The organism is Planctomicrobium limosum (genome assembly GCF_051465645.1).
Taxonomy (GTDB): domain Bacteria; phylum Planctomycetota; class Planctomycetia; order Planctomycetales; family Planctomycetaceae; genus Planctomicrobium.
In genome coordinates this window covers 595,741-619,366 of record NZ_CP195790.1, presented here as the reverse complement: position 1 = coordinate 619,366, position 23,626 = coordinate 595,741, and the positions used below count along the sequence as shown (strand labels likewise).

General features: G+C 52.2%; 18 protein-coding genes. 12 read left to right on the top strand and 6 right to left on the bottom strand.

The genetic code is table 11. From position 1 onward, the window contains the following. The first annotated feature begins 435 nt into the window (after positions 1-435). The 3 genes from SH527x_RS02335 (at position 436) to SH527x_RS02325 (ending at position 4,920) form a co-directional block, all read left to right on the top strand. Positions 436-1,695 carry a sulfate adenylyltransferase gene (locus SH527x_RS02335; RefSeq protein ID WP_437193047.1) on the top strand — a complete coding sequence of 420 codons (1,260 nt, stop codon included), beginning with the start codon at positions 436-438 and terminating at the stop codon, positions 1,693-1,695. A 1,134-nt stretch (positions 1,696-2,829) separates the two neighbouring features. Continuing rightward, positions 2,830-3,417 carry a hypothetical protein gene (locus tag SH527x_RS02330; RefSeq protein WP_437193046.1) on the top strand — a complete coding sequence of 196 codons (588 nt, stop codon included), beginning with the start codon at positions 2,830-2,832 and terminating at the stop codon, positions 3,415-3,417. 186 nt (positions 3,418-3,603) lie between these two features. After that, complete coding sequence (locus SH527x_RS02325; RefSeq protein WP_437193045.1) at positions 3,604-4,920, top strand: polysaccharide biosynthesis/export family protein; 1,317 nt, start codon at positions 3,604-3,606, stop codon at positions 4,918-4,920. Positions 4,921-5,176: 256 nt separating this feature from the next. Here the strand turns inward: SH527x_RS02325 and SH527x_RS02320 are convergent, their stop codons facing one another. Together SH527x_RS02320 and SH527x_RS02315 are read right to left on the bottom strand one after the other, a co-directional pair. Beyond that, positions 5,177-6,217: a helix-turn-helix transcriptional regulator gene (locus SH527x_RS02320; RefSeq protein ID WP_437193044.1), complete on the bottom strand. Its 1,041-nt coding sequence runs from the start codon at positions 6,215-6,217 to the stop codon at positions 5,177-5,179. A 76-nt stretch (positions 6,218-6,293) separates the two neighbouring features. Then, positions 6,294-6,893 carry a hypothetical protein gene (locus SH527x_RS02315; protein ID WP_437193043.1) on the bottom strand — a complete coding sequence of 200 codons (600 nt, stop codon included), beginning with the start codon at positions 6,891-6,893 and terminating at the stop codon, positions 6,294-6,296. A gap of 514 nt (positions 6,894-7,407) precedes the next feature. On the opposite strand from SH527x_RS02315, the gene SH527x_RS02310 reads away from it, so the two are divergent. From SH527x_RS02310 to SH527x_RS02285, 6 genes are all read left to right on the top strand, one after another. Further along, positions 7,408-8,148 carry a hypothetical protein gene (locus SH527x_RS02310; RefSeq protein WP_437193042.1) on the top strand — a complete coding sequence of 247 codons (741 nt, stop codon included), beginning with the start codon at positions 7,408-7,410 and terminating at the stop codon, positions 8,146-8,148. A 447-nt stretch (positions 8,149-8,595) separates the two neighbouring features. Beyond that, positions 8,596-9,315, top strand: a complete 720-nt coding sequence (locus SH527x_RS02305; protein WP_437193041.1) for an alpha/beta hydrolase — start codon at positions 8,596-8,598, stop codon at positions 9,313-9,315. A 229-nt stretch (positions 9,316-9,544) separates the two neighbouring features. Beyond that, the gene (gene lpxD, locus SH527x_RS02300; protein ID WP_437193040.1) at positions 9,545-10,618 is read left to right on the top strand and encodes a UDP-3-O-(3-hydroxymyristoyl)glucosamine N-acyltransferase; all 1,074 of its coding nucleotides are present in this window, start codon (positions 9,545-9,547) and stop codon (positions 10,616-10,618) included. Between the two features lie 136 nt (positions 10,619-10,754). Beyond that, positions 10,755-11,660, top strand: coding sequence for an LpxI family protein (locus SH527x_RS02295; RefSeq protein ID WP_437193039.1), 906 nt, complete (start codon positions 10,755-10,757; stop codon positions 11,658-11,660). Positions 11,661-11,844: 184 nt separating this feature from the next. Then, positions 11,845-12,516 carry an ABC transporter ATP-binding protein gene (locus tag SH527x_RS02290; protein ID WP_437193038.1) on the top strand — a complete coding sequence of 224 codons (672 nt, stop codon included), beginning with the start codon at positions 11,845-11,847 and terminating at the stop codon, positions 12,514-12,516. Then, entirely contained in the window at positions 12,513-13,868 is a 1,356-nt protein-coding gene (locus tag SH527x_RS02285; protein ID WP_437193037.1) for an ABC transporter permease, read from the top strand. The genes SH527x_RS02290 and SH527x_RS02285 overlap by 4 nt, the downstream gene beginning before the upstream one ends. Positions 13,869-13,969: 101 nt before the next feature. Here SH527x_RS02285 and SH527x_RS02280 read toward each other — a convergent pair whose 3' ends face one another. The 3 genes from SH527x_RS02280 to fhcD all read right to left on the bottom strand — a co-directional run bounded on the left by SH527x_RS02280 (position 13,970) and on the right by fhcD (position 17,892). Further along, the gene (locus SH527x_RS02280) at positions 13,970-14,923 is read right to left on the bottom strand and encodes an aldo/keto reductase (RefSeq protein ID WP_437193036.1); all 954 of its coding nucleotides are present in this window, start codon (positions 14,921-14,923) and stop codon (positions 13,970-13,972) included. Between the two features lie 72 nt (positions 14,924-14,995). Next, on the bottom strand, positions 14,996-16,960 hold the full coding sequence (locus SH527x_RS02275; RefSeq protein ID WP_437193035.1) for a hypothetical protein: 1,965 nt from the start codon (positions 16,958-16,960) through the stop codon (positions 14,996-14,998). Beyond that, entirely contained in the window at positions 16,957-17,892 is a 936-nt protein-coding gene (gene fhcD, locus SH527x_RS02270) for a formylmethanofuran--tetrahydromethanopterin N-formyltransferase (protein WP_437194572.1), read from the bottom strand. The genes SH527x_RS02275 and fhcD overlap by 4 nt, the downstream gene beginning before the upstream one ends. Positions 17,893-18,338: 446 nt before the next feature. On the opposite strand from fhcD, the gene SH527x_RS02265 reads away from it, so the two are divergent. The 3 genes from SH527x_RS02265 (at position 18,339) to SH527x_RS02255 (ending at position 22,510) form a co-directional block, all read left to right on the top strand. Further along, on the top strand, positions 18,339-19,427 hold the full coding sequence (locus tag SH527x_RS02265) for a DUF6268 family outer membrane beta-barrel protein (RefSeq protein ID WP_437193034.1): 1,089 nt from the start codon (positions 18,339-18,341) through the stop codon (positions 19,425-19,427). A gap of 311 nt (positions 19,428-19,738) precedes the next feature. Beyond that, on the top strand, positions 19,739-20,287 hold the full coding sequence (locus tag SH527x_RS02260) for a cupin domain-containing protein (RefSeq protein WP_437193033.1): 549 nt from the start codon (positions 19,739-19,741) through the stop codon (positions 20,285-20,287). A gap of 675 nt (positions 20,288-20,962) precedes the next feature. After that, entirely contained in the window at positions 20,963-22,510 is a 1,548-nt protein-coding gene (locus SH527x_RS02255; RefSeq protein WP_437193032.1) for an FAD-dependent oxidoreductase, read from the top strand. 136 nt (positions 22,511-22,646) lie between these two features. Here the strand turns inward: SH527x_RS02255 and SH527x_RS02250 are convergent, their stop codons facing one another. Beyond that, positions 22,647-23,366 carry a metallophosphoesterase family protein gene (locus SH527x_RS02250; protein ID WP_437193031.1) on the bottom strand — a complete coding sequence of 240 codons (720 nt, stop codon included), beginning with the start codon at positions 23,364-23,366 and terminating at the stop codon, positions 22,647-22,649. Positions 23,367-23,626 lie beyond the last annotated feature (260 nt).

Below are 23,626 nucleotides of genomic sequence, written 5' to 3'. Positions count from 1 at the left end.
TCAGGGAACATCGGATCTTTATCGTCCCCTCCGACCACTTCTTAGAAAAAACGCCCCTCGTTGCCTCCACCTGACTCAAAGGGCCAAACTGTGTCTCTGTGAGTTTTCAATCGAAATTCAAATTAACCCGCTCTGAAGTGTTCCTCAACCAGCAACTGTTCCGCCGCCAGAGGCCGACCGGAAGTCAGCACATGCCACCGTTCCGGGGCAGGGGGCAGGGCCGATTGCAATCTCTGAACGTTGATCGAGATTTGCCGCTTTTCGGAACGCGTAGGCCCAATGTCAGGAGTCCAGCGAGACTGCCACTTGACTCCGATTTTGGGATGCTCTAGGCTCGCGCGCTAAATGGACAATTTTCTTCCTAGCGCAACTGGGAATCCTGCGGTTGCTCGTCACACGATCTGTGACGGATTGAAAACTAAAAGGCACGATTAGATGGCTGACTTGATTGCTCCTCATGGTGGACTGACAGAACCAGTCTGCTGCACCGTTTCCGCTTCTGAAATTGATGCTTTTAAAGCGAGCGCTCAGGGACTCAAGCAGGTTCCGGTCTCGTCAGCCGACGTCTCCAGCGTTTACCGATTCGCCGACGGAACACTGAGCCCACTCACAGGGCCGATGGATTCCAAGACCTACAATTTGGTTCTGGATGAGTCCGTTATTGAGCACAACGGCAAAAAATACGCATGGACAATCCCCATTGCGTTCCCAGTGACTTCGGCTCTCGCCAAAACACTCGCTGTCGGTGAAACGGTCGCCCTGACCAATCCTGAAGGCGAAATCATCGGGACTCTTGAACTCACAGACGTTTACGTCTGGAACAAGACAAAATACCTGAGCTCCGTTTACGGCACCGGTCGTCTCGATCACGCCGGAGCCAGCATGGTTCTGACCGGCCCAGACGCTGAAAAAGCGTACCTGGTCGGCGGTAAGATCCGTGCATTGCCACAGCCAAAGAACCCAAAGTTCGGCCAGTACGTTCTGACTCCACGCGAAGTCCGAAAACTTCTCGCTGAAACCGGCTGGGACAGCGTTGTCGCCTTCCAGACCCGTAACCCATTGCACCGTGCCCACGAGTACGCTCTGGTTTACGCTCTCGAAAAACTGCTCCGCGACGGCAAGAACGCTGGTGCAGTTCTGAACCCACTGATCGGCGAAACCAAGGGCGACGACGTTAACGCTGTCGTCCGCATGGAAACCTACGAGAAGCTGATCTCTGAGCGCCAGATGGGCGACGGCGACAGCGACACAGCACTTTGGGCTGCTCGTGGTGAATCCGTTCCAGACCGAGTGAAACTCCTCGGCCTGGACATCAAGATGTTCTACGGCGGTCCAAAAGAGGCGATCATGCACGCCATCTATCGCCAGAACATGGGCTACACCCACATCGTCATCGGACGTAAGCACGCCGACGTTCCATACGCCGACGGTTCCAACATCTGGGGCGACTTCGACGCACAGGAAATCTTCAACAAGCTCGGCGGAGACCTGAAGATTCAACCAGTGAACGTCGGATTCGCTGCTTACTACGAATCAATGGGCCGTGTCGACCTGATGGAAAACCACAAGGACGAAAAGCCACTGTTCATCTCAGGGAAAGACGTTCGCGCAACCCTGCTGCGAGGCGAAATGGTCGACTCACGCGTCATGCGTGAATCGACTTCCCGAGTTCTGGCTGCAGCAATGAAGCAATAGTCTGACTGATCGAGACGAGCCAGGGACAGACGCAATCAATTGCACCTCTCCCTGAGCATCGAACATCTCGACAACAGGACATCTTGCTCTCAAAGCATCCTCGACTCGCTCCAGCGAGTTGAAATTGCAAATCGAAAACGGCGGTGAACTCCAAGTGAGATCACCGCCGTTTTTTGATCGTTTCACCCCGGGACCATTACGCACCAGATCGCCGCTTCGCGTAACACACGAGAAGAGCGAGTCCTTCGCAGAGACACTTTCACCTGCAGCAGCAATTCTCACCGAACACAAAACCCGTCCAGCCAAATCCGCCAGCTCAGCGGCCTTTTGAATCTCAAATCTCTCCAAATCGCAGAGAAGAGCTTTTATTATCCTTGGCCCTTCAGGTAATGAACGCCCTAAAGCAGCAGAATCAGACTCCTGCCAATGAGTTTTCTCGTGTCAAGCAGTGGTCCCGATACGGTTGTCGTCCTTAACCTAAGCGATGATGGAGTGTTGTTCTTCTCATGTCGCCAGCAATGGACCTGTCAATATAGTACGAGAAGGCGATCCGCAGGTTTACATTCAGAGAGTGTGCTGCAAATATCGCGCAACCATCACTCAGTGACGTGTTGCTCCCGAGCCTCTGCGACTCACTCGTCAACACGAAGCCCAAGAATCGACCAGTAGACACCATCTATTAACGAAGCATCGAAACTGAGACCGGACCCGCCAATCGCTGGCACATTGAAGATGCCGTAAAGAAAACGGATGACTGAATCCCTCTCGCGGGGAACATCACATTACTTCCGAATCTGCCTATCCAAGAGTGCCGCTCTGACTACGCTCCTTCTTCAGCGAGCGAAGGTACTTTTATGTAATCGCATACGTTGAACTCAAAAATGCATGTGTGATTTATTTCGAAGCACACGCTTTCGGCAGCTTACGCCGCTTCTTCACAACCACTTATGAACAAAGAAGTTTTCCCCTATCTATAGGGAAAAACTTGCAACCCCTACAGTTAGGGGTTTTTCCCTGTTTCCATAATCTTATGCGAAATTTATCTCAATTCGTAAGGTTCCTAAAGAATGCATTGAAGGTGATCCGATCACAAAGAACAGGAATGCCACCTCATTCCCTGAGGAGTTCTTCGACATGGTGGTCAAGAATACAATGCACAAGTGGCTTGCAATATTGGCGTTCAGCCCATTGGTTGGATGTGCGTCTCTCCAGGACATGCACTATGAGTGTTCGCAGAAAACGCGAACGATGTGTGCGTACTGGGACTTTAAGTGTACGTCTGAAGAATCAGTCGGCGGCGATTACGCCAAGGGCTGGCGGGCCGGATACTTCGACGTCCTTACTGGTGGAGACGGTGAACCTCCGATCGTAGCTCCTCGATGCTACTGGAGCCCATCGCATCGCAATAAATATGGTGACCAGCCTCGACATGACTGGTACGTCGGATTCCAGGATGGAGCCATGATGGCGTCCCTGGAACCGGACACGCATTACATTAAAACATGGAATGCTCCTCCTAATTTCCATGATGTCGGCCATGTTCCGATGTCTTCTTCGCAAGTCCAGCAGCAGGCGATTCCTGCACAGGTTCCTCCGAGCGAGGCTTCTGGGCTGGCTCCACATAACGAGACGAAATCTGATGCTGGCTGGGAGACAAAGGGGACAAGCACTTCTCCAAATCTTCCACCTGTGCCAGCACGGCCGGAACTGTTCGAGCAATAGTCACGAATGATCGCCTCAGGTGATTCGCAATTGATCTGATTCAGGATGAATCGGGCAAACGTGACAAAAGGTGAGCACCTGCAACGCAGAGAACTTGATTGCAACTCAGCCAGCAAGTCTCAACAGAACCCGGATGATTTAACACTTCATCGTCTCCCGGGCAGAGTCCAGGGAAAGGACGCTACCATGACGGACCGACTCCTTAGAAATCGCTTCCAACTATTGGGCCTGACGGCTGTGATGGTCTGGGGAACGTTGTCTGCGAACGGTTGCACATACCATTCGATCAAGAACGCAGCGAAAGCAATTCCTGCGAGCCGACTGGATCGAAGCTTACTGGGAGAGCAGAAACGTGGGAAAATCCCCATTCTGTTCTCATCTCTCGGACAAGACCGTCCGGACACATACCGAGTCGGACCTGGCGATACACTCGCCATCTACGTGTACGGGATTCTGCCGGCAGGAATTGACGAGACGCCGGTTCTGTCTCAATACCAGACATTGAATCAACGGTACTATCCACCGGGCGGAAGTATCGAAAAGCCAACGACCGGCTTGCCAATGACCGTTGGCGACGACGGAACTCTTGATTTGCCGCTGGTGGGAAACGTGCCGGTTTCCGGTCTTAATATTCAGGAAGTCTCTGAAAAAATTCGCCGTCTGTATCTCGATTCATCGGTGATTGCAGCTGGCCGCGAACGTATCACAGTGAACCTGATTACCAAGAATGTCCACAGAGTCGTGGTCCTGCGTCAGGATTCTCCTTCCGGGCAGGCGACCTTCACCAACCCCGCAATCGTTAACCAGATTCACCGCGGATCCGGCGATGTCATCGACCTTCCAAACGGCGAGAACGACGTCCTTCATGCTCTCGCAGCAACAGGCGGACTCCCAGGTACCGATGGTGTCCGCGAAATTTGGGTTCTTCGTAATGCCGCTCTGAAAGGTCTTCCCGGCTTCTCAGAACAACATCTGGAACAACTCCTGAATGAATTTGGTGAAGGCGGCAGCCCGAACGTCATCCGAATTCCACTATTCGTGCATCCAGGTGAACCGCTGACATTCACGCAGAAGGACATTGTTCTGAAGGCGGGGGACACTGTTTACATCCCACGACGTCTTGAACACTTCTACACTGGTGGTCTGCTTGGTGGAGCCAAGATTCCTCTGCCTGCTGATGAAGATGTCGACATCATCGAAGCCATTGCCCTTGCAACCAGGTCGGTTGGTGGCCCATTGGGAACCGGAGGACAAGGTGTCCAAAACGGAAGTCCGGGTTATATCATCACACCAAGTCGTGCAATCGTTGTCCGTAAGCTGCCAGATGGAACCCAGATCTCCATCCGGGTTGACCTCGACCGCGCAATTGATGACAAGAAAGAACGAATCAATATCCTTCCAGACGACCTTGTGATGCTCTATCACAAGCCAATGGAAGGAGCAGTCAACGTTGTGTTGAACTATGTTGGATTCGGCATATCGATGCCGATTATCGCCGACTAATAGAAGCGACTCAGCAAGAAGATCCCGAAGCCGCTGTAAACACAAGTTGTTTGCAGCGGCTTTTTCGTTAGCAGAACAGCTCGAGCGACATGATCGAAGCAAAGTGCAGAAGTATTACAGCTTCACCGCAGGGATGATGACTCCTCGCGGTCCATACAACTCAGCCTCGGCAGAAATCCGGTCCCACAGGTCGCTCGAAGGAAGGACTCCACGCGGTCAAAAGCCGTGTAACCACCATTCAGAAGTGACGATACCACTACCGCTTTTTAGAAGCCGCGACAAACTGACCGTTGCGGGGAAGCGGTGCCTCGGAAACTGGCACCGAATATTGCTCAACCATTTCTCTTGCCCGTGCCACGATGAGTTGGCATAGCGATTCAGGCTCCAGCACTCGTGCCTGATTTCCATAGGCCAGGATCCACCATGAAATCTCGTTGATTCCATCAACCGTCACCGTGAAATCGAGAGTACCATCCTGATTCCAGATGACCTTCTGAGTCGGGTGCCAGCAGACCTCGGCGACGTTCTGCGCAACCAATGGCTGAAACCGTACCCGGACATCGACTCTGGCGTTCGGCTCCCGAATCAGACTCCAGGCATTCCCGAAATAGCGCTTCAACGAAAATCGTGGGGGAACCGAGAATTGGTCATCAGTCAGTTGAGTATCGAGGAAACGACCGACATGAAACGTTCTGACCGACCGGTGCAAGGATGACCGACCAACGACATACCATGCATGCCTGCGAAACAACATTCGATAGGGGCTGATCAGAGTATTGATTTCTGCCTGCTCAGCGAAGCTGTGATAGCGAGCACGAATCTTCCGATGGCCAGTCAACGCTTCCACCAGACGATCGTAGTGCAATCGACTCCCTTGCAGGTTCGACGCCAGCGGCTCTGTCTCGATGGACATCGACAGCGTCAGCTCGTTGGCGTACCCGGAGAGATGCGAGGGCAAGGTACTTTGAAGCTTCAGCGCAGCATCGCGTGCTGATTCCTGAAACGGAACAGAACGTTTCGACTGTCCTGATTCATGGGCAAGAATCAGCAGAGAGAATGTTTCGGCAATCGACAGCTGAGTGGGTGGTAACGACGCATGCATCGGCAACCAATAGCCCTGGGTTGCCGAATCGTAGAGAACCTCGACACCAGCGTCCTGAAGTTCCTTCAGATCCCGGAAGATTGTTCTGCGACTCACCTGACAAACGCCAGAGAGTTCCCCCGTTGTGAACGTTCTTCCGGATTGCAATCGCTCCAAAAGAGCGAGCAGTCGTCGAATTTTCCGAATCGAAGCCATGCGTCAGGGAGGCCCAGTAATACGAACCGATCTCAGCCAAGGCTGAAATGAGAACGATCTCACCCAACGCAGTCAACTACCAGATAATGTTCACGTTGTGGCTGATCGGGCCCGGAGTGTACCAAGGTCGGCGGTAGCTGTAATAGGGATACCGATCATGCATTCCAACTGACGTAGAGAACGAAGTCGGCAGTGCAGGATAACCAGATGTCGAGAACGCATTGTACTGTGCAGGAGAATGCGCAATCGTTCCCGGTGCTGGCTGGTAGAGATAATTTGTCGGTGCATCAACCGGATAAATGACTCGCCCATTCCCGGGAACAGGAACATATCCGCCAGGAATCCTCGGCGCCATGACGGCACCCGCAGGCTCGCTTGCTGGAGTCGGGGCAGGGGCCGGAGGAACGCCACCGCCGTTCATCAAGGCAGGAAGAGGGTGAAACTGCGAACCCGAGGGATTCGCCCTCAGAGGATTCTGTGGAACCGGTGCTTGCTCTGTCGCAGCAGCGGGTGTTGGCACAAGCTCACCATTTGGAGTGAAATCCGGTTTCCCTGTATACGGAGAGACAGGAAGAACGGACTTCTCTGGAGCTGGCGGGACAATTGGTTCGTCTGCGTAAGCAGCCAGTGATCCAGATGCCAGCACAAGGCCACACAAGGCAGATCGATTCAGCATCAGGTTCACCTTCTCGCAAACGATATGAAACGCCTCTGACCGAAAGTCAGGTTGAACGTTCGGCAGTCAACGCCCTCAAAATTCAGAGCGCATCAACAGGCACTCTCTGCCGAACCTATTCCTAACAGCAGACCGGTGTGGAGGTGAACTCCTCGTAGACTGAAAGATTTTCGTGTTCAGCTGTGAACCTGCACGGAGATGACGATTATGCAAGTCGGTTCTGATCAGCAGCTGCCGATCAAGGCAATAAGGCCAATTCCAATTTCAGACATGCCGATGATAAAGAGTGGAAGACTCACGCAAGGCGATTGGTCTGCTTCACAAAGCTGGCATAATCGTTGCAATCCAAACAGTCATACAACTGCTCTCGCAATGTGTGATTGTTGTTCATGTCCTGTTCTCCAGAGCATGTCTCCAATAGAGAAAATGCTGGCAGGCGAAAAGTGAGACTTCCCCCCATGAGCTCAAATTTTGTTCATGGACTCGACTGGTCGGCGGCGATGAAGGAATCGACATGAAAACAGGAAGTTGGATCGTGTTGTCCCTCGGAGCGATCGTCGCACCGGTCTCAGCTCAGGATGCCAGTTTCATCCCGCAATCCACACAGGATGTCGGGTACGCTGCCGCATTTGAAGGGGGAGGTTCTGTTGGTAACAACGAACAACTCTTCCGCTATGACGATCAGGAGCGCTGGAAGCATGGGCACATTCGCAACATGCCTTATTACGAAGGGTATGGAGCGTTTCGCCCTTATAACTACCACCACGTCTACAGCCAGGCTCAAACCGCTGCTGGATGGGGAATGCCCGCCACGATGCCATATTCTCAGCAGTTCTGGCATCGCTATCAAAACATGACTGACCTGTCGCGAGGTGACCATAGCCCGGTCGCTCCATACACTCCGCCGCCAAAGGAATGGGATCACTATCCTAAACCGATTCGGCCAGGCGCATCTCTTCAGCCTGAAATGAGAATGCCAGGTCAACAAAATCCTGCGTTTCAGTCTCAGGAAATGATCGTACCTAGCTCTCCACCGGGGCCACTCCCAGCTTACCCCGTTCAGCAGGGACAGGTGCCACCAGAGCCGATGCAACGTGACGTCTCATCACTGCCACTTCCACCAGTGACAATCCAGTCAACATCTGGACTCAGTCGGGTTCCGATGAATGCACGGCCACAGCTCGTCCAGCCAGTGCAAGGCAATTGGAATGGGACTCAAAGTCGCAACAACCCGGGACTCATGGCACCGCAATAGGCGGTATCAATCAAGTTGCTCATCTCCTCATCGTGACTGACGATCCAATAGTACCGGCATTCCCGTCAAATCCAGGATGGACGCACGCACGTCCTGCTGTAATTTGAATGTCATGTTGGTCGCTCTCAAAAGATGAGTGTGAATACAAAGTTCAACATCAATTCGGGCGAGATGTTTCCAGCACAAAACCTCGTTCGAGAATATTGCGTAAATGCAACACTTCGTGTGAACTTCTGCAAAATAAGTACACAGAATTCAGAAGAACAGAACGAGAAACTTGCCCTGATCTGTTTAAAGAATTAAGGTAGCCCCCAGCATCAACGGGAGTTAATCCTCCCGGTATTGCGTGTTCCCCCTCACGGAACATCGTCGCTTCAACAGGAAGCAGAGACCTCCAGACTGATCTTCAAGTCCACAATTGCATCCGGGTGGAGAAGCACACGCGACATGGCTAACCTTGAGAGGCAGGTCCTCGGACGGCTCGACACACACATTATCACTGCAAACTCGCCGAGATTGCTGGTTGTCCTCTGTCACGGATTCGGGGCTCCAGGAGATGATCTGGTGCCTGTGGGAGCCCAACTCCTGCAGCAGTTCCCCAGTCTGCTCGATCAGGTTGAATTCGTTTTCCCTGCAGCGCCCCTGTCTCTTGCCAACGTCGGGATGCCTCAAGGACGAGCATGGTGGCCACTTGACCTCGAGGCCTTGATGTCCGGGGCACGCGATTTCAAGCAGATGCGGACGTCGACACCTGAAATGCTTCCATCATCCAGAGCCGCCCTTTCGGAAGCGATCGACGGGCGTCTTGAAAAGCTGGGACTGACTCGTAACCAACTCGTGCTGGGGGGCTTCTCACAAGGCTCAATGATCGCAACCGACATTGCGATGCAGGGACCAACTCCTCCCGGTGGCCTTGTGATCTGGTCCGGGGCACTGATCTGCGAACCTGAATGGTCCCAGAAAGCAAGCATTCTGAACGGAGTGCCGGTCATTCAAAGCCACGGCCGATCCGATGAGATTCTTCCATATGAAGTCGGAACCGCACTCAAGGATCTGCTGACACAGGCCGGTGCCAACCTGAACTTCATCTCATTTGAAGGGCAGCACACAATTCCACATTCGGCCTTGAATGCCACTGGCTCTCTGCTCGTAGACCTCTTGAGTTAACCGGGCCACAGAATCCACAGTCGGATGCCGGCAAATGGCACTCTGGGCAACCAAGATGAACTTGTTGAGCTGGAAAACTCCGGTCATTTCGATTCGGCACCATTTGCGGAATCCAGGCAGAAATTCTGCTGAAAATTGAACCGACGTTGCGTTTGGAGCAAACTTGCAGTAGAAGGACCACGTCACAGAGGATTTCAGGACGGACTCCAGAGACGCAAGGACGCGACGCATGTCGTTTTCGATTCGGGAATTGGCAGATCGAATTGAGGGGACAGTGCGCGGAGATGATTCCACCCGCATCGCCGACGTCGCATCGCTTTCCTCAGCCGGTCCTGATCAGATCTCCTATCTTGAATCACAAAAGCAGATTGCCTCGCTGAAGAAATCTGCCGCCGGCGCCATCATCACCACACCGGATCTGGCTGCCAGCATTTCTGCTGATCTCCCACTAATCCTGGTATCCGCTCCACAGAAGGCATTTATCGATGCCATGTTGCTGTTCCGGCCAGTGAGACCACAACCGGAAGCTGGGATTTCTGCTCAGGCAATCGTCTCCAGTTCCGCTCGCTTCGGATCAGATTGCCGCGTCGCCGCAGGCGCGATTATTGGAAACGATGTCGTGATCGGGGATCGCTGCACGATTTCTCATGGAGTCGTGATTGGCGACGGAACAAGAATCGGCGACGACTGCATCATTTACCCAAATGCAGTGACATACGCGGACGTGCTGATTCGCAACCGTGTGATCATTCATGCAAACGCCGTCATTGGCGGAGACGGGTTTGGCTACCGGTTTGTGAAGGGAGCCTTTGTCAAGATCCCTCATACCGGGACTGTCATCCTTGAAGATGATGTTGAAATCGGAGCCTGTGCAACAATCGATCGCGGCATGATCGAGGCCACTGTGATTGGGCAGGGAACCAAGATCGACAATCATGTCATGATCGCCCACAACTGCCAGATCGGACGCCACAACGCGTTGGCATCTCAGGTTGGTCTGGCGGGATCAGTGACCACTGGCGACTATGTGCAGATGGGTGGGCAAGTTGGAATTGCCGACCATATCGCCATTGGTAGTCAGGTCAAACTCGGGGGCGGTGCTGGTGTACTGGCAGACATTCCCAAGGCAGGCACCTATTACGATGCACCTGCAATTCCTGAAATTGACGCACTCAAGAATCACTTGAACATTCGGCGTTTGCCGGAAATGCGAGACCAAATCAAGAAGCTGACTCAACAAGTTTCCGCTCTCCAGGCAGAACTGCAGGAACTTGTATCCGAGTCAAAGAACACAGTTGCATAGAGCAACATCACAACAACGATCACGATTCGAGCTTGTATGTCTTCAGCGCTGATTCGACGACTTCTCAGGACGAGAACAATGTCGCAATCAGACATGCAAACAACCAAATCGGGCTTATTTTTAAGTCATCAAGACCATGTCTGAATCTTATCGAGAACGTCTGATCCCCATCACACCGCGTGCAGGTGACCGCGTCGGCTTGCTGGCTGGCTGGGGCCGATTTCCGATTGTCTTCGCCCAGGCGGCGCAAGAAATGGGATACTCGGTTCAATGCCTTGGTCTGGATGGGCTTGCTTCTGATGAACTGGCGGACATCTGCGACAATTATCGCACAATTCCGCTTGGGCGACTCGGAAAAGCAATTCGCTATTTCAAACGTCGCGATGTCCTCAACGCAGTCATGGCTGGAAAAGTTGAAAAGCGGGTCCTGTTCGATCCGTTTGGAATTTGGCGTCTGATTCCAGACTTCCGTGCCCTCAACACGTGGTTTCGCTACCTGACACACGACAAGAAGGATGACACGCTCCTGCTCGCTGTGATCCGCGAATTTGAACGTGATGGCATTCACTTTCGGTCCGCCTTGGATTTCTGTCCGGAGATTCTCGTGAAACATGGTTTTCTCACCCGTCGTCACCCCACCCAATCTCAATGGAAAGACATTCGATTTGGATGGGAACTTGCCAAAGAAATGGGACGACTCGATGTCGGACAGACGGTCATTGTGAATGACACCGCTGTCATTGCTATCGAAGCTATCGAAGGAACTGACGAGTGCATTCGTCGCGCCGGCACGTTGTGTCGCCGCGGCGGAATGACGATCGTAAAAGTCGCAAAGCCTAATCAGGACATGCGTTTTGACGTTCCAACTGTCGGCGTCCAGACGATTCAGACAATGCGGGAAGCTGGTGCCCGCGTGCTCGCCCTTGAAGCCGGGATGACGATCCTGCTCGATGAACCCGCTGTTATCAGCCTTGCAGATAAACTCGGAATTGCTATCGTCTCTGTAAAAGCAGAAGAATTGCAATTACGATCTGTTGCATGAAACATGAGTTCTCAAGCGACAAATTGACATCGCAGTTCGCTGCTTCAGTGAGCCTGCTTCATCTGATACCTTGTCTTTGATGTGCGTTTGTCTGACGTCATTTCAGTCAGTCCGCAGCGAACACAAGATCAGCTAGAGGTTTGTGCCCCATCGAAGACAGTTCCCGAACTGACTGGGCGGTGTGATGTCTCTGATATTACGGAATATTCGCAAGAGCTATCGAGAACCGGCAGGGGGGATGCTCCCTGTCCTGAATATCGATTCCTTCGAGCTCAACCAGGGTGACCAGGTTGCACTGGTCGGACAAAGTGGCGGAGGGAAAACCACGCTGCTCAATGTCATTGCCGGAATCACAATGCCTGATGCTGGCGAAGTGATTATCAATGGCGTGGACATCACTCGTTTGATTGAGCCCGCCCGCGATCGCTTTCGAGCCGAACGAATTGGAATTGTTTTCCAGACGTTCCATCTCCTCCCTGCGTTCACCGCACTGGAGAATGTTCTGCTCGGCATGTCCTTCTCTGGAAAAGCCGATCGAACCTTTGCAATCAAGTTGCTCGAACAGGTGGGGCTCGGCAAACGCCTTTCACACCGACCTTCTCAACTCTCTGTCGGGGAACAGCAACGGGTTTCTGTTGCCAGAGCGCTGGCGAATCGTCCACGTCTGATGCTGGCCGATGAACCAACTGCCAGTGTCGACGTTGCCAACCAGGGGAAGATCCTGCAATTGCTTCGCGATGCCTGCCGGGAGCACGAGGTCTCACTGCTTCTGGTCACACACTCTGCCGAAGTCAGTTCACAGTTTGATCGGGTGGAACAACTCCAGAACTTCAATCACCCGGAGGTGACCCAATGAACCTGCTGAGTATTGCTCTGAAAAGCATTCGCCAGCGATTGTTGGCCTCCGTTTTGACTGGAATCAGCGTCGCCTTAGGGGTGGCCTTGATCATCGCAGTCATCGTTTTGAACAGTGCTGTCACCAATGTCTTCCAGCAGACCGGTAGCGCATACGATCTGGTGATCGGCCCAAAAGGAAGCTCCACACAACTGGTCCTCAGTTCCATCTATTACATGGACCGGCCCATCGAGAACCTACCGTGGCGGTTCTACAAAGAACTGTCAGAGAATCCCACAGTGGAACGTGCGATTCCCGTCAACCTTGGTGACACGACTGAACTCGGAAACTTCCCCATTGTCGGGACGACGCCGCAGTACTTCCTTGTCGGTTACGCTCGTGACAAGAAGTTCCTGATCAAAGGTGATGGCCTGCAGGGAACCTGGGACGCTGTGATTGGGTCTCAGGTGGCAAAGAAAAATCAATGGGCCATCGGGTCGCAATTCAAGATGATTCATGCTGGTCAGGATGATCATGTCCACGACGAGCTTTTCACAGTCAAAGGCGTTCTTGCTCCAACAGGAACACCGAACGATCGCGCTGTCTTTGTTCACATTGACGGGTTCTTTGCACTCGCCGGACACGATCAACCAGTGAACGAAGCGATTTCCCGTGAAGCCCTCTTCTATGGTGAAACCGAAGATGCCATCCGGGAGCGCTATAAGAAAGACATCGAAGAGATCGAGAAGCATGCTCATCATGACCACGGAGATCACGATCATCACGATCATGGTCCTCTCAGCGACCTGCAGAAAGAAGCGACAAGCGTTCTGCTGGTGATGAAGGGGAAGGATGACATGCGGAAAAGCGGTGCCGCATTAGCCCTCCAGAACAAGCTCCAACAGGGCTTTCAGGCTCAAGGCGTCAACATCATCGCGGTGATGGATCAGTTGCTGCGAAATCTGGTCGGAAACATCCGCGATGCATTCCTCTTCCTGACTGGCTTGATTGTTGTCGTTTCAGGAATTGGGATCTTCGTCAGCATGTACAACTCAATGTCTGACCGGAAGAAAGAAATCGCCATTATGCGTGCATTGGGTGCACGTCGTACGACAGTCTTCTCCATCATTGTCATGGAGGCACTGACACTCTGTCTCCTTGGTGGTTTGGTCGGCCTGATTCTGGGTCACGGTCTGGTTTACATCGCAGCTCCGCTGATTGAAACTCGAAGCGGACTGCTGCTGGAACCATTGTTGTTCAACCCAATTGAACTGGTCATTTTCCCGATGCTGATTTGCATGGCACTTCTCGCCGGGCTGATTCCCGGGTTGAACGCCTACCGCACTGATGTCGCAGAAGTCCTGCAAGGCTAAGCCGGTCATCAAACTCAACACAAAGAGCCGCGTCTCCGACCAGAGATGCGGCTCTTTTTAATTCGATTCAGTGTCAATCACTTCAACTCACTGAAACAGTCTTAATAAGCACTGGCCTGATCCAGCAGTGAGACCTCGTCAGCGGTCAGTGTGATCGCTGCTGACTTCACAATCTCTGACAGCTGCTCAACGCTCGTCGCACTCACAATTGGAGCTGTGACACTCTTGCGTTGAATCAACCACGCCAGTGCAATCACAGCAGGAACTGTTTGATGGTGCATTGCGACTTCATCGAGTGCATTCAGGATCTTGAATCCGCGATCATTGAGATACTTGGGACCAATCCCGCCGCCACGAACACTCTTTCCAAGGTCTGCTTCGGATCGATACTTCCCGGTCAAAAAGCCACTTGCGAGTGAGTAGTAACCGATGACTCCGACTCCACGTTCGAGGCACAACGGTTCCAAGGCTTCTTCAAAACCCTGACGGTCATACAGATTATACTCTGGCTGCAAGGTCACGTAAGACGCCAGATTCGCGGCTTCGCTGACGTCGAGTGCCGCTTTCAATCGATCTGCAGAATAGTTCGAGGCTCCAATGGCTCTGACTTTGCCCTGTCTGACCAGCAAGTCAAATGCTTCCAGTGTTTCGTCTAACGGCGTTTCGGGATCATCCTGATGTGCTTGATAGAGATCGATCCGATCCGTCTGCAATCGTTCCAGCGAGTCCTCCACTGATCTCAAGATGTAATCCCGTTTCAGTCCCATTGAGCCATCGTCCATCTGCAAACCAACCTTGGTTGCCAAAGTCACTTTGTCCCGTTTTCCAGTCGCCTTGAACCACTTTCCGATGATCGTCTCAGACTCTCCCCCCTGATGCCCAGGCACCCAGGTGGAATACATGTTTGCCGTGTCGATCAGATCAAATCCAGAATCGACAAACGCATCAAGTACTTGAAAAGAGGTCTTCTCGTCGATTGTCCACCCGAAAACATTTCCTCCCAAAGCCAATGGGGCAACGGAAATTCCTGAACGTCCGAGAGTCTTCTTGTTCATCTCTTCACTCGTCTCCGAAACGGCTTGTCAGATCGGTTTGATTGTTCACATCGGACAACCAATAGTTCGAAACTAGAACGGGATAGGCTCAACCCGGTCGAAATATTCCCCAACGGCAACAGCCGTCCAGACACGGCGGCTGAGTTCGGTGCCTGAACCAACAGCGGTCACACGTTCTTCCCATTTCAAGGTTCCAAACGGAACCTCTTCAGAGAACCAAACGTCGCGGCTGATGCGCAAAGATTCTCCACCATCACGTTTCTCAACCACATTTGTGAAGCCGATAAACGCGCGAATGGCATCTGATCTCAGGCCAGTCTTTTCGTAACGAATTCGCGAGCCAACGTAGAACATCTGACGCGGCATTCCACGGAAGAAGAACACGTCCGTTGGCGATAATTCAGTGCCATCCATTCGGCCCAGCAGAAAATCCTGAACGACTCCACCTGAGCCGAACTTCGCGACATCAATCAGGTATGTCACCTCTGAAGTCACCTCACCACCGCTTCGCAGGTGCCTCACAATCAGCTTGCGGACCCCGTCGCTGGCTGGCCCGCCGTCCTTCAATTCCAGTTGTTCCACTTCTCCAGTTGGAGTCGTCGATTCGTATCGAATCCAGTAGTCGGCATTCAACTCGCCGATCGGCAATGTCCCAATCCAGCTGAGATGCTTCTTCTGAAACATCGGCCGTGGGTCGGAGTAGTCGATCCACTTCGCCAGCTCCATCTGACGATAGATCCAGTTCTGGGTCCAGGGAGAGTTGTTTGGATACCAGGCTGAAAACGTCGAGACGCACAGCAACACTAAAGACGTCCCTCGAAACGCTCGCAAGGTCGCCCAGGCATTCATGACCGGCACCATCGCCAACAACCAGAACGGCGTCAGCCATAAGACCCAGCGTAATGCGACTGAGACGCCGCTGTAGTTGTAGTTCTGTGTTCGTGACAGGAAGAAGACGAGCGTGATCAGCGTCATCACAACGCCCATCATCTGAAACCAGCGTAGGCGTTCGTTGCGATACGTTGCCGGCAGACACCAGCCAATCAATGTCAGCAGGAAGATGGGCGAAAGAGACAGAATTCCATGATGCCCAATCGTACAGTGAAACAGATATGTCAGAGTTGAATCGCGAGGATTGTCGATCCCTTTGGGACTGGACCAATAACTCGGAACGCCTTCATGAACGAAGTTGTAGGTTTCTGTTCCATACGCAGAATAGAACGGTTTCCAGCTTCCAGTCGCTTCGTAATTCGCAGCGAAGAATGCAATCAATGGAACCAGAGCGGCAGGCACAAAGAAGCCGAGTGTCTTCTTCGGGGCAGCCATCACAAGGACGACAAACAGCCCAACTCCCAACATCGCAGCTGGCAATTCATTGCAGACTCCGAATGCGGCCAATGCTCCGCACAACGCCAGTCGCCACCATGTGCGAGTCGCAGGATTGAGACTGCGAACTGCAAGTGGAATCGCAATCAGAAATGAAGATGTGGCGACATTGTGATTGTTGAACACCGTCAGAAACGGCAACACCATTGTTCCAAAACAGGAGATGGCACAGAGTAGAAGTTGCCCGACAGGATTGCTGCACTCATCGCGAATCAGGCGATTCCAGATGATCAGTGCGATCGCCATCGGGATGATGTTGATCAGAAGAAGAATCGTTCGTGTGACCAGCTCGGTCTGTTCAGTCAAAGTCCATCCGGTGATCGCTTTGATCCCTCGATAGAGCTCGGCCACCATTCTTGGCAAAAGCGCAGGTTTCGACGAATAGAAATGTCCGTCATGTCGCACGATATCGATCGAGTCCCAGCCCGGGCGCTTTCGAATTTCGTCAATCTGATACGTATTCCGTTCGACGAGTGACCAGACGGTACACCAGCGCGAGCGGTCATTTGCACTTCGAAGAGGAGGGGCATCGCACAATCTGGCAGTGATGATCGACATTGAGACGAAGATCATCAGCAGACTGGCCCAACTGACCAGTTGCGAAGAGAGAATGTCACCAGAGATCGAATCGCGAGACGGATTTGAGTTCACAACAAGTCACGTAGATGAAAGTGATATTTTCCTAATCGGCCGCCATAATTGCCCGCCGAAACCCGAAGCAAACCTGGAGACTGGACTGCTGCATGAAGTCCAACCCGCATCGCAGTTCGCACGTCCACTTCAGTTAAGCCATCAATAACAATCTCATATGCCGCAGCACAACCGGCAGGGAGTTCTGTCTCTCGCAAAGGCATCACGGTCGGACAGAACGCATCGTTGGTGCTCGCCTTCATTCCAGCATACTTCGCCCCGACTTTACTGCCAGACCGAACAATTCCGCCGGGGAAGGGCATGACAACATTCGAAACCTGACGCATCGCCTCAAAGGCAACTTCGGAAGCCTCGAGCGCCTCCCGCTGAGAGCGTCCACAAAGAATCAGATTTCCACCGGCAATTGCATTCACGGTTCCCAAGGTGTCTTCACACAGAAACTCGCCATCCATGACTGGAATTCGCCAGTATCGACGATCCCTCAGTTGCTTCGAGATCTGTAACCCGTCGCCGAAGTACCGCAACGCATTGCCTAAAGGAATCTGCTTGTCCGAGGGACAATCTGTCAGCCCGTTATAACAGGCTGTCGTGGCACATGTGAGGATGCATTGTCCTACGCGATTTTGCAGAGCTTTCGCCAATCCGTCGCGACTGAATGCAAACGCAAGAATGGAGACTCCCGGCCGGCCGTCCGGCGTCTCTTCAGGCCCAAGTCGACGCTCGATTGCTGCTTCAATTTCGCAGGCGATCACGCTTGTCGCATTTCCACAGAATTCCGTGGCTGCAATCTCGGCCCAGCGTACAGAAGCAGCGGTCACGATTAGCCTGGTCCCTTTGATCCCAAACGCCTCTGCGAACGTGTCCGCAATCTCAACTCCTGAGAGAAGAAAGCAATTTTCAGAGTGCGAGGGTCCGTCAGGATTCTTAGGCATGTTCACATCATACCACTCCCATTCATCATCGCCAGTTTCAACCCCACCACATCCAGCATGGTTCACTGTCGTAACGAGCACTGCAACATAGAGCACAGGCACAAACCGGCAGTTTCCGCCGAAGCAGGGTCCGTAAACAATTCGACGGCTCAAAAGAACTGATCGCCGAGTTGGCATTTCTCAGATACATATCCCCTGGAGATGTCTCCAACATGCCATTTTCGAAAGAGATCAAATGGGGATTGTTGACGTCTTCAGATTGACCCGTTTGAGAACTTCGAGGTAAAAGACATCCCGCTGATCAACCTCCAGACAAATCCATTCCCATCGCAATCCTTCCCTCCTCCCTGCTGTGATGTCTCAATGGATGACACACTGCAGACTGTTGCACATTCACGGGTTACGTCACATCCATGCGTTGCTTGTTTCTCATTGCGTGCTTTCTGATGAGAAGCACCATTGTTCAAGCGGATCACCCGAATCGGGCGTTTGACCCATTGCCTGACGATCCTTTCGAAAGTGCAAGCAGCCTCTTCGCCCCAGAGTCCCCGAGCTTTCTTCCCTCCTTCGAAGAAGATCCACAAGTCGAGCCAGAGTTTGCCGACGAAGAGATCATCGAACTGACCCCGACTCAACCACGAACCCCGAGCAAGCCATCCGTCAGTACGGTTGAAACCGCCGGGGACTCGCTGATTGACTTGCGTCCACCGATTTTTTCATTCGAAACGTCTCAGATTCAAGCAGAGCCAACGTGGTTGAATGATCACATCGACGACCATTTGCTGCTCTGGAAAGATGTCAGAGACGATACGGTGGTGATTCCTCGCTTAGGGACGGACTTCGGGGTCACCTCGCTTGGCTTCAAGTTTGACTTCGAACGAAACGAAGGCCCATGGTGGCTGGCAGGGTTCTTTGGCTGGAATTTTTTAAGCGGCCCAACAACGGCCGCTGTCGATGCCCAAACCTATGATCTCGGAGTGGAACTCAATTACGCACGAAAAATTGGGAACGCCTGGGGAGTGAACTTCAGCGTTGCACCGACATTCTCTACAGACTTTCAGAACAAGAGCAGCGACAGCTTCCGACTCGTCGCTGGAGGTCTCCTGACATTTCAGGCAGATTCAGACACCAAACTGGTCGCCGGGTTGTCTTATCTCGATCGCCCGGACATGCCGTTTATTCCCATCGCAGGTCTGAAGTGGTCAATTACCGATAGCCTTGAACTCGACCTGTTGGTCCCTCGTCCGCGACTCGCATGGCGATTTGACGATGCGGACGAGAAACAATCGTGGATCTATACCGCTGGTGAGGTTGGAGGCAACTCATGGGCCATCGAACGCGAATTCAATCAACAGGATCAGTTCGGGTATCGTGACCTTCGCTGGGTTTGTGGTGTCGAAACTCAGGAGATCTCCGGGAGCCGCCGAGTTTTCGAATTAGGATATGTCTTCAATCGAAAGATCTCTTTCGAACACGGGCCAGGTAGCGAACGAGTCAAAGACTCGATCTTGTTTCAATGGGGCCGCCTCTACTAAGCCTGCTTGAACTTCGTTTCACAGCGTTCAAAAATCGTGAAACCTGCGTTCCAATGTCACGCTTGTCTGCTTCTTTATGGGTCGTGAGGAACTCATGCTCGACCGACCTGAGCGCCATGAGATCAGCGTGGCGGAACGGAAGTCAACTTCTCGTGACCTCACCGTTCCATTCTTCGGTTTTGACAAAAGCGTGAATCTCTCCATTGGTGGGCAATCACCAAAATTGCTAATGGACATGCTTTTTTTAGTGGTATGATGGAACAGCGGGCTGTGCTTTAAACGTGATTCATCACGACTAAGGAGAGGCGAATATGCTTCTCACATTACAGCCCATTTCTCCTTCGTTGCTCCATGTCAGCGATGATGGAAGATACCCGAACAGCAAGTTCCCTGTGCTGGTCTATCGCCAAGCGATCAGTCCCATTGATGAACATGAGCTTGCCGAACTCTTTAAATTACGATTTTCGTCAAATGACTGGACTCCATTCAGTCAAAACAGCATTTTGCCTTACCACCACTATCACAGCACATCACACAAAGTGATTGGCGTCGCTGCAGGCTCTGCTGACTTACTGATCGGCGGCCCCAGACATGGTGAAGAATTGCAAATCGCCACGGGAGACGCAGTTGTGATCCCGGCAGGCGTTCCACTTCGCTGTATGGACAGCAGCAGCAAATTCAAGATCGCGGGTGCGTACTCCAATGGACGCGAAGCAGACATCTTAAAAGGGGCGCTGTCGGATCGACCTGCAGCCGACCGGCGGATTAAAGAAATCCCACTCCCCGGCATTGATCCGCTCTATGGAAAGTACGGTCCGATTACTGACCTTTGGGCGACATGTCAGGAGCATCTGAAATAATGACAACTTCGTAAGTTCACACAAACAAAACTGCAATGGCCTCATAATTGCATAACACATCACAGGCATCGTTTTCGCCACAGTGATGTCACCGTTTACATAATCAATATCGGAAACACTGTGAATGTCACGCAATGCGTTCAAACAGTGACTCCCAGTGCAATAGGAGTACAGTCCAATGGCAACTCAAGTTACGGAGCCGACAGAAGGCGATCATTCGAAAACTGGAGTCGTTCCAGAGGAGATGGATTCGCCAAGATCGTCAACTGAAATCATTGATGAAGCCAGTGATGAATCTTTTCCAGCAAGTGATCCACCATCCCACACGCCAGTCACCTCAGCAGGAGCTCATGGTTGGAAATTGCAGGATGAGCCCACCGCGAAGTGTGATGAAGAGCAGTGCAACGAGGATGAGGATGTGCCTTGCAATTCAAGTTCCAATGCCTGCTCTTGAATCTTGAGATATATCGAATCAGCAGTTCGAGAGTTCAGGTAATCAATTGAGAGAAAGAACACCAGAGATAGCGTTGAGTCTCTACCAAACGTCGTCATCAAACGAACAGACCTGAATGAGATCAATGCAATTTCCATCACGCCCCCACAGGAAATGTTGTCAGCGAACAGATGAGATGAAGAGACGAGTTGGTCGCAGACAACTTCAGAAGGAACACGACCATGACCACTCAATCATTCTGGCTAGCCGCAAACGAGAGTTCTCCACCAGAGTTTCCTAAAGTTCGCTCAGGGAATCAGTACGATGTCATCGTCATCGGTGGCGGAATCACCGGTGTGAGCACCGCGTTTCTGTTAAAGCAATCCGGAAAACGCGTCTGCCTTGTTGAGAAACACACGATCGGCTGCGGAGAGACTGGGCACACTTCCGCTCACCTGGCATATGCTACTGATGCTCGCTTCCATGTTCTTGTAAATAAGTTTGGCAATGATATTACCGAACTGGTCTGGAAGGGGGGGCTCGCAGCAATTGCGATAATTGAGAAGCTGGTGGAGGATCTCAACATCGACTGCGGCTTCAAGAGACTTCCCGGGTATCTCGTTGGTGACTTCCGCAAAAAGACGAAGGATGAATTCTTTATTGAGCGAGACTTTATCAACGCACGAGAACTTGGTTTCGAAGCATCATTTATCCCCAATGTGCCGGGTTTTGGTCTTCCCGGTGCACGCTTCGCAGATCAAGGCCGATTCCATCCGATTAAGTATATTCGACATCTTGCCAGTCTGATTCCCGGAGATGGCTCTGATGTCTTTGAACATTCTGAAGTCTCCCAAATCATCCAGGATTCGAATACAGATGACCATCCGGTCGTTCAAATAAATGGGAAGAGCATCCGCACGCAAAAAGTGATTATTGCCACCCATATCCCTTTGGAAGGATCGGCCGGATTTATTCCGATCAATTTGTTCCGTTCGAAACTCTACTCATATATGACATATGTAGTGAGTGCCGAAATTAATAAAGGGCTACTTCCCGAAGCGCTATTCTGGGACACCCGAGATCCTTATTCTTATCTGCGAGTCGATGCAGGAAAAGAAAAGGACCGAGTTTACCTCGGAGGGGGAGACCATAAAACTGGTCAGCAAACCGACACCGAACGATCTTTCAAGGAGATGGAAGATCTGCTGGATGAAATGGTCGCCCACGACCCCGTCGATTATCGCTGGTCAGGAGAAGTCGTTGAAAGTAATGACCGGCTCCCATTCATCGGGGAGTTCGCGAAGCACCAGTTCATCGCCACTGGATTCGCCGGCAACGGTCTGACTTTCGGAACGCTCGCAGCCATGATGGCCGTCGACTATGTATTCGAACGTCCCAATCCTTGGGCCGATCTGTTTATGGTCCACCGCAAAAAATTCTGGGGAGGAACCTGGGAATACCTCACTGAGAACATGGACTACCCGTTCTACTTCATTCGCGACCTCCTCATGCCTCCAAAAGGCGGAGCCCTTTCATCGATTCCAAACGGAAGCGGCAAAGTGCTCAAAATCGAAGGGGAGAACGTTGCGTGTGCCCGAGATAACAACGGCGAACTCCATATGTGCTCAGCTGCCTGCACCCACATGGGCTGCCTCGTGCGATGGAACAACGCAGAGCAGACGTGGGATTGCCCATGCCACGGCTCGCGTTTCAGCATGACCGGAGAGGTGGTCAGTGGACCAGCGGAAGTTGCACTCTCCGATGTTCACAAGATGAAAGAAACTCCATAAGCAATTTCAGGCAGTCACAACCAGGCACAGTCAGTCATCCTCGTCATGATCTCCCGCAGGTCGTCACGAGGATGACTTGTTAGATGGGGCAGCCGATCTGTCAGGTGTTGAACCGCCAGACAAAAGGGCGAAATAGTTAAACGTAAGAGGCCATCTCTTCTTTGGAGAGCACGCCGCCGCTTCGCAGGACAGCAGCATTGAGGCCGATCGCCCAGCTTGGAATGCCTGTGGTCCGCATCTGTTGAATTGCAGCATCGAGATCGTATTCCATCCGGTGTAAACTCACCTGACCGTCTTCGATGATGGCATAACTCGCGCGCCAGTCGCCGTCTCGCGGTTGACCAACGCTACCGGGGTTTAAGACCTGAATTCCATCCAGTTCCAGATGGAACGGCATATGAGAATGCCCGACGCAGACGATATCAGCATCGATGTCGGTGAGCCGTTGTCGCCAGCCTTCCGCATCATTCGTGAGATACTCGTCCATCGGATCGCGAGGAGTGGCGTGCAACAGAAAAAGTCGTAAGTCACTCTCGCGGAAATAAGCCGTCACCGGGAGTCGACCAAGAAACTTGAGATGCCGTGAATTCAACAGATCCCAGTGTTGAGGGCGAGTGACTCCGGCCAAGCGCCTGAACCCAGTTGTTCCGGTAGCAGCAATGTATTGTGCAATCGCATGGTCATGATTCCCACGCACACATACATCCGCATTTCGTCTCACCCAATCGAGGCAGGGGAGTGGATCGGTCCCGTAATCAACAATATCCCCCAAGACGACGCACCGGTCGTAATCATCCGGGATCGACTGCAGAGCCGCCCAATTCGAATGAATATCGGCAATAACTAAAATTCGCATGGAATTGCGAACCTGAAATAGATCGAGACTGACGAATGGGATTCATGGTAAGTGACAGAAAATTGAGAATCCAGTTCAACTGCGGAGTTTCATACGACCGTCGCAGCTCGTCTATGTCGACTGGATGGTTCTAAAGCAAACTGGTCGGAAGTCCTTTCCCGAATCAACCGATTCCAAACTCAAATTCGAGACACTGGAGAATTCAGCAAGATTCTCCACTGGCTTACCGATCTTTCCACATTAAAATCATCTCATCACGT

Excerpts from the sequence above, each read along its gene's own strand:
- SH527x_RS02335 (WP_437193047.1), top strand. The coding sequence starts at position 436 with ATGGCTGACTTGATTGCTCCTCATGGTGGACTGACAGAACCAGTCTGC.
- SH527x_RS02330 (WP_437193046.1), top strand. The coding sequence starts at position 2,830 with ATGGTGGTCAAGAATACAATGCACAAGTGGCTTGCAATATTGGCGTTC.
- SH527x_RS02325 (WP_437193045.1), top strand. The coding sequence starts at position 3,604 with ATGACGGACCGACTCCTTAGAAATCGCTTCCAACTATTGGGCCTGACG.
- SH527x_RS02320 (WP_437193044.1), bottom strand. The coding sequence starts at position 6,217 with ATGGCTTCGATTCGGAAAATTCGACGACTGCTCGCTCTTTTGGAGCGA.
- SH527x_RS02315 (WP_437193043.1), bottom strand. The coding sequence starts at position 6,893 with ATGCTGAATCGATCTGCCTTGTGTGGCCTTGTGCTGGCATCTGGATCA.
- SH527x_RS02310 (WP_437193042.1), top strand. The coding sequence starts at position 7,408 with ATGAAAACAGGAAGTTGGATCGTGTTGTCCCTCGGAGCGATCGTCGCA.
- SH527x_RS02305 (WP_437193041.1), top strand. The coding sequence starts at position 8,596 with ATGGCTAACCTTGAGAGGCAGGTCCTCGGACGGCTCGACACACACATT.
- lpxD (WP_437193040.1), top strand. The coding sequence starts at position 9,545 with ATGTCGTTTTCGATTCGGGAATTGGCAGATCGAATTGAGGGGACAGTG.
- SH527x_RS02295 (WP_437193039.1), top strand. The coding sequence starts at position 10,755 with ATGTCTGAATCTTATCGAGAACGTCTGATCCCCATCACACCGCGTGCA.
- SH527x_RS02290 (WP_437193038.1), top strand. The coding sequence starts at position 11,845 with ATGTCTCTGATATTACGGAATATTCGCAAGAGCTATCGAGAACCGGCA.
- SH527x_RS02285 (WP_437193037.1), top strand. The coding sequence starts at position 12,513 with ATGAACCTGCTGAGTATTGCTCTGAAAAGCATTCGCCAGCGATTGTTG.
- SH527x_RS02280 (WP_437193036.1), bottom strand. The coding sequence starts at position 14,923 with ATGAACAAGAAGACTCTCGGACGTTCAGGAATTTCCGTTGCCCCATTG.
- fhcD (WP_437194572.1), bottom strand. The coding sequence starts at position 17,892 with ATGCCTAAGAATCCTGACGGACCCTCGCACTCTGAAAATTGCTTTCTT.
- SH527x_RS02265 (WP_437193034.1), top strand. The coding sequence starts at position 18,339 with ATGAGAAGCACCATTGTTCAAGCGGATCACCCGAATCGGGCGTTTGAC.
- SH527x_RS02260 (WP_437193033.1), top strand. The coding sequence starts at position 19,739 with ATGCTTCTCACATTACAGCCCATTTCTCCTTCGTTGCTCCATGTCAGC.
- SH527x_RS02255 (WP_437193032.1), top strand. The coding sequence starts at position 20,963 with ATGACCACTCAATCATTCTGGCTAGCCGCAAACGAGAGTTCTCCACCA.
- SH527x_RS02250 (WP_437193031.1), bottom strand. The coding sequence starts at position 23,366 with ATGCGAATTTTAGTTATTGCCGATATTCATTCGAATTGGGCGGCTCTG.